General features: G+C 75.0%; 5 protein-coding genes. 4 read left to right on the top strand and 1 reads right to left on the bottom strand.

Annotated features, from left to right (window positions below; all coding sequences use genetic code 11):
* Positions 1-217 precede the first annotated feature (217 nt).
* The 4 genes from DQW06_RS04990 (at position 218) to DQW06_RS04975 (ending at position 3,196) form a co-directional block, all read left to right on the top strand.
* Positions 218-1,000, top strand: coding sequence for a putative hydro-lyase (locus DQW06_RS04990; protein WP_013154563.1), 783 nt, complete (start codon positions 218-220; stop codon positions 998-1,000).
* Between the two features lie 71 nt (positions 1,001-1,071).
* Positions 1,072-1,557 carry a ferritin-like domain-containing protein gene (locus DQW06_RS04985; protein WP_013154562.1) on the top strand — a complete coding sequence of 162 codons (486 nt, stop codon included), beginning with the start codon at positions 1,072-1,074 and terminating at the stop codon, positions 1,555-1,557.
* A 259-nt stretch (positions 1,558-1,816) separates the two neighbouring features.
* Positions 1,817-2,317, top strand: a complete 501-nt coding sequence (locus tag DQW06_RS04980) for a DUF2243 domain-containing protein (protein WP_019607947.1) — start codon at positions 1,817-1,819, stop codon at positions 2,315-2,317.
* Between the two features lie 3 nt (positions 2,318-2,320).
* Positions 2,321-3,196 (top strand): cytochrome c oxidase assembly protein, encoded by an 876-nt coding sequence (locus DQW06_RS04975; protein ID WP_117198043.1) that lies wholly within the window; start codon positions 2,321-2,323, stop codon positions 3,194-3,196.
* Here the strand turns inward: DQW06_RS04975 and DQW06_RS04970 are convergent.
* On the bottom strand, positions 3,123-4,643 hold the full coding sequence (locus DQW06_RS04970) for a VWA domain-containing protein (protein WP_117198042.1): 1,521 nt from the start codon (positions 4,641-4,643) through the stop codon (positions 3,123-3,125). The two genes, DQW06_RS04975 and DQW06_RS04970, sit on opposite strands and share 74 nt — an antisense overlap.
* Positions 4,644-4,839 lie beyond the last annotated feature (196 nt).

The raw sequence follows: 4,839 nt of genomic DNA, 5'->3' as shown, positions 1-4,839 counted from the left end.
GGGGGGGGCCCCGACACGACCGCGGACCCGGTTCCGTACCGGGGAACGGGCCGCGGCGCCGCGCGGGAGCCCCCGCACGGCGCACAGCGTTCCGCGCGGCGCGGGAACACCGCGTGCGGTGCGGGAACGCCGCCCGGGGACAACGGCGTTCCCGGGCGGTCCGGCAGCCGCGGGAACACCGCCCGTCCGTCCCACCCGGAACGAAAGGCAGAACCGAATGACCTCTCCGGCCGACCTCTCCCCGTCCCAGGCCCGCGCGCTGTTCCGCGACGGCCTGCGGGTCCCCACCTCCGGCTACAGCGCGGGTTACGCGCAGGCCAACCTCATCGCGCTGCCCCGCGAGGCGGCCTTCGACTTCCTGCTGTTCGCCCAGCGCAACCCCAGGTCCTGCCCGGTCCTGGACGTCACCGAGCCGGGACGGGTGGACGCCTCCGTCTTCGACGGCGACCTGCGCACGGACCTGCCCGCCTACCGGGTCTACCGCGACGGGAAGCTGGTCGAGGAGCGCACCGAGGTCACCGACCTGTGGCGCGACGACCTGGTGGCCTTCCTCATCGGGTGCAGCTTCACCTTCGAGACGCCCCTGCTGGAGGCCGGTGTGCCGGTGCGCCACATCGAGGCGGGCACCAACGTGGCCATGTACGCCACCAACCGGCCGTGCCGCCCCGCGGGCCGGTTCAGCGGTCCGCTGGTGGTGTCCATGCGGCCCATCCCCGCCGACCGGGTGGCCGACGCGGTGCGCATCACCTCGCGCTACCCGGCGGTCCACGGCGCCCCGGTGCACGTGGGCGACCCCGCCGCGCTGGGCATCGAGGACCTGGACCGGCCCGACTACGGTGACGCGGTCGAGGTGCGCCCCGGTGAGATCCCGGTCTTCTGGGCGTGCGGGGTCACCCCGCAGGCGGCCGTGACGGCCTCCGCCCCGGAGTTCGCCATCGGCCACGCCCCGGGCCACATGGCGATCACCGACGTGCGCGACTCCTCCTACCAGGTGCCCTGACGTTTGTCGCCGGACCCCAGGGGTAGTCGCGGGCCCAGGGTCGAGCGACACGACGAACGAAGGGGAACGGTGTGAACAGCCGCGAGCAGCTCATCGCCTGGCTCAACGACGCCTACTCGATGGAGAAGTCCCTCGAGGAGACGCTGGAGAGGCACGCCAAGGACGCGGAGAAGGACCCCGAGGTCCACGCCCGTATCACGCGGCACATCGAGGAGACCCGTCAGCAGGCCGAGACGGTCAAGGGATGCATCGAGTCCCTGGGCGGCAGCGTGTCCAAGGTCAAGAGCGCCCTGGCCGGAATGATGGGTTCCGTGCAGGGCATGGCCAACAAGCCCGCGGGCGACACCATGGTCAAGAACGCCCTCTCCGACTACGCCGCCGAGCACTTCGAGATCGCCTCCTACCGGGCGCTGATCGAGGGCGCCCGCGCGCTCGGCGAGGAGCAGATCGCCCTCAAGCTGACCGCCATCCTCCACCAGGAGGAGGACATGGCCCGCTTCCTGGAGCAGAAGCTCCCGGGCGCGGTGCGCACCGCGCTGGCCGACGCCGAGCGCTGACCGCGCCGCGGGCCGAACCCCGAGTGACAGCACCCGGAAGCCCCGGAGGAGGCAGGGCCTCCCCGGGGCGTCCGCGTGGCGGACCGCTTCCTCGCGGGCCGACCCGTCCCGGGCGCGGGGTACTACGTCCGGTCGGTCGGGGGGCACGGCGAGCCCGCACGGTCGGTGACGCCGCCTTCGCGACGGCGGCGCACCGGTCCTCGGGAACAGGGGCCCTCGGGAACCCCCGGAAGAGGCCAATACACCCAGGGAGGCGTCCATGACGGCATCCGCGCACGCGGGGGCGCGACCGCCGACGGCGCACGGCCGCAACACGGCCGCGGGCGTCCTGCTCGGGCTGGGCACGGTGGCGTTCGTGGACGAGGTGGTCTTCCACCAGCTGCTGCACTGGCACCACTTCTACGACCTCTCGACCACCGGCGTCGGCCTGGTGTCGGACGGGCTGTTCCACGCCTTCAGCTGGTTCGCCACGGTGGCCTCCCTGCTCATGGTGGCCTCCCTGCGCCGGGAACGCCGCTTCCGGGGGCTGGCCTTCACGGCGGGCTGGCTGACCGGGGCGGGGTCCTTCCAGCTCTACGACGGGCTGGTCCAGCACAAACTCATGGGCCTGCACCAGATCCGCTACGGCGTGAACCTGGTGCCCTACGACCTGACCTGGAACATCCTCGCCGGGACACTGCTGGTCGCGGGCGTCGCGCTGTGGACCCTGTCCCGGAGGCGGACACGCGGGGCGTCGGGTGCCGATCCCGGGCGGGCCTGACCCGTGGACCACCGCGGGCACGAACCCGCCACCGCGGTCCCCGGCCTCCTCGCTCCCGGCGCGTGGGCCGTCCTGGCACTGGTGTGCGCGGCCCTGGCGGTCTACGCGGTTGCGGCGCTCCTGCCGAGCCGCCGGGGCGGGGCCTGGCCCTGGATCCGCGTCCTGGCCTGGGCGGCGGGATGCGCGGCCGTGGGGGCGGCCCTGGTCGGCCCCCTGGCCGAGCGGGCCCACCACGACTTCGCCGCCCACATGGCGGGGCACGTCCTGCTGGGCATGCTGGGCCCGCTCCTGCTGGTCCTGGCGGCACCGGCCACTCTGGCCCTGCGGACCCTGCCGCTGGACGCCGCGCGCACCCTCTCCCGGGTTCTGCGGTCGGCGCCCGCCGCGTTCGCGACCCATCCGGTCGTCGCGGGCCTGCTCAGCGTCGGAGGCCTGTGGGCGCTGTACCGCACCGGCCTGTACGCCGCGACGCACACCGACCCGCTCCTGCACGCCCTGGTACACGCCCACGTGCTGGCCGCCGGATGCCTGTTCACCTTCGCGGTGCTGGGCGGACCCGACCCCGCGCCGCACCGGCTCCCTCCGCCGTGGCGGGCCGCCGCCCTGGTCGCGGCCGTCGCCGCTCACAACGTCCTGGCCAAGTCCCTCTACGCGGTGCCGCCTCCGGGGGTGCCCGCCGAACAGGCCCATGCCGGAGCCCAGCTCATGTACTACGCCGGTGCGCCGGTGGAGATCGCGTTGATCTTCCTGGTGTGCCGTCCCTGGCTGCTTCCCCGGCCGCGTCCGGAAGCCGGGCGGGGCCGCCTCAGGACTCCCGCGGGGAAGGAGCGACTTCGTCGGGGGTGGGTCGTCCGCCGTCGGTCTGCTGGCCCCGGATGAGGCGACCGCGGCGACCGCGACCGGAGCCCCGGCCGGGGCCGCCGCCCCTGACCTCGGGGCCGGAGCCCTGACCGGGACCGGCGGCACCGTCCCGGCTCCCGTTGCCGCCGGTCCGGTCCTCCTCCGCCCGGTCCCCGTCCCCTCCGGCCCGCTCCCCGCCGTCCTGCGCGGCCCCCGGACGCTGACGGCCGCTCTTGCGCGAGTAACCCGCCTGGCTCGCGTACAGCGACTTGGAGACCCGGGAGGCGTCGCCGGTCCGGGACATCCCCGCCATTCGCCGCAGTTCCTCCATCTGCGCGAGCACCTCCGGCGGCGGAGCCGCCGCACCCGCCCCGGCGGGCGCCGCCGGCATGTGGTCGGCCAGGTCCGTCCGCGCCTCCTCCAGCAGACCCGCGGCGCCGAAGCGGTCGCCCCGCCGCATGGCCTCGCTGGCCCTCCTCTTGGCGGTCTGCGCCCGCTGCAGGACCTCCTCCGCGCGCACCTCGGGCCGGGGCACCCGCTCGTCGGCCGCGTCCCGCGCGACCACGTCGAGTTCGACGGAAAGGGACACGGTGCGGGTGTCCAGCGTGGCCGGGTCGGCGTAGGCGACCTCCAGCGCGGCGACGGCGCCCGGCGCGGACAGCCCGCGGACCTCCAGGCGCAGCAGCAGGCGGCGCCGCTCCCCGGAGTGGAAGTCGCCCAGTTCGACCACCACGGATCCGTCCGCGAGCCGGTGGGAGGGCATCTCGCCCACCACGGAGACGGAGCGCAGGAGCGGGCCGGACGGAACCCGCAGGGACACGGCCTGGGCCGTCTTGGCCAGCAGGTACTCGGCCTCCCGGGCGATGAGGCCGCCCGCGGTGTCGGGGTCCTCGGCGAACAGGGCGCTGCCCGCGCCGCCGTCGGCCACCGCGCCCAGCAGCTCCTCGTCGTAGCCCAGGCCGTACCCCAGGGACGTGGTGGTGACCCCGTGGGCGTAGGCGTCGGCCGCCACCTGTCGGAGCAGGTCGTGGTCGGTGACGCCCTGGTTGGCGTGGCCGTCGGAGATCAGCAGCAGGGTGCCGCCCCGGTCGGCTCCGGCGCGGTGGGCCTCCTGCACGCCGCGCAGCAGTCCGCTGGACAGGTCGGTGCCGCCCGACGCGTGCAGCCCGGAGATCAGGCGGCGCACCCGCGCCTTGTCCTCCAACGGCCCGCAGGGCACCTCGACCCGGGCCTGGTCGTTGAAGGACACGAGTCCGAAGTTGTCGGAGGGCGCGAGCCGCTCCACCAGGGAGAGCAGCGCGCGCACCGCGCCGTCCAGGCGTCCTCCGCCCATGGACCCGCTGCGGTCCAGCACGACCTGGAGGGTCGCGGGCGGGCGTTCGGTCTCCTCCTCGCGTTCGGGGGCGGTGATGTCGACCAGGACGGACACGGCGTCTTCGGTGTCCCGGGGGACGGCGTCGAAGTCCGACAGCGCTGACAGGTGCATGCATGCTCCGGGGGGTCGGGTGTGTGGCCCTCCAGCCTAGGAAGCGGCGACGACGTTCGCACGGTCCGGCGTGGCCGGATGGGGCCATCTCCGGGCCGCGCGTCCGGCCCCGCCACCCGGTCAGGCCCGGTGCGGGCCCGCCGCCGCGCGACCGGGACGACCCTCGTCGATGCGGGGTGCGGGGTGCGGGGTGCGG

The sequence above is a fragment of the Nocardiopsis sp. TNDT3 genome, assembly GCF_003427465.1.
In the GTDB taxonomy this organism is placed as follows: Bacteria; Actinomycetota; Actinomycetes; order Streptosporangiales; family Streptosporangiaceae; genus Nocardiopsis; species Nocardiopsis dassonvillei.
The sequence above is the reverse complement of the archived record's forward strand: the minus strand, read 5'-3'. Positions and strand labels throughout refer to the sequence as shown.

Excerpts from the sequence above, each read along its gene's own strand:
- DQW06_RS04990 (WP_013154563.1), top strand. The coding sequence starts at position 218 with ATGACCTCTCCGGCCGACCTCTCCCCGTCCCAGGCCCGCGCGCTGTTC.
- DQW06_RS04970 (WP_117198042.1), bottom strand. The coding sequence starts at position 4,643 with ATGCACCTGTCAGCGCTGTCGGACTTCGACGCCGTCCCCCGGGACACC.
- DQW06_RS04980 (WP_019607947.1), top strand. The coding sequence starts at position 1,817 with ATGACGGCATCCGCGCACGCGGGGGCGCGACCGCCGACGGCGCACGGC.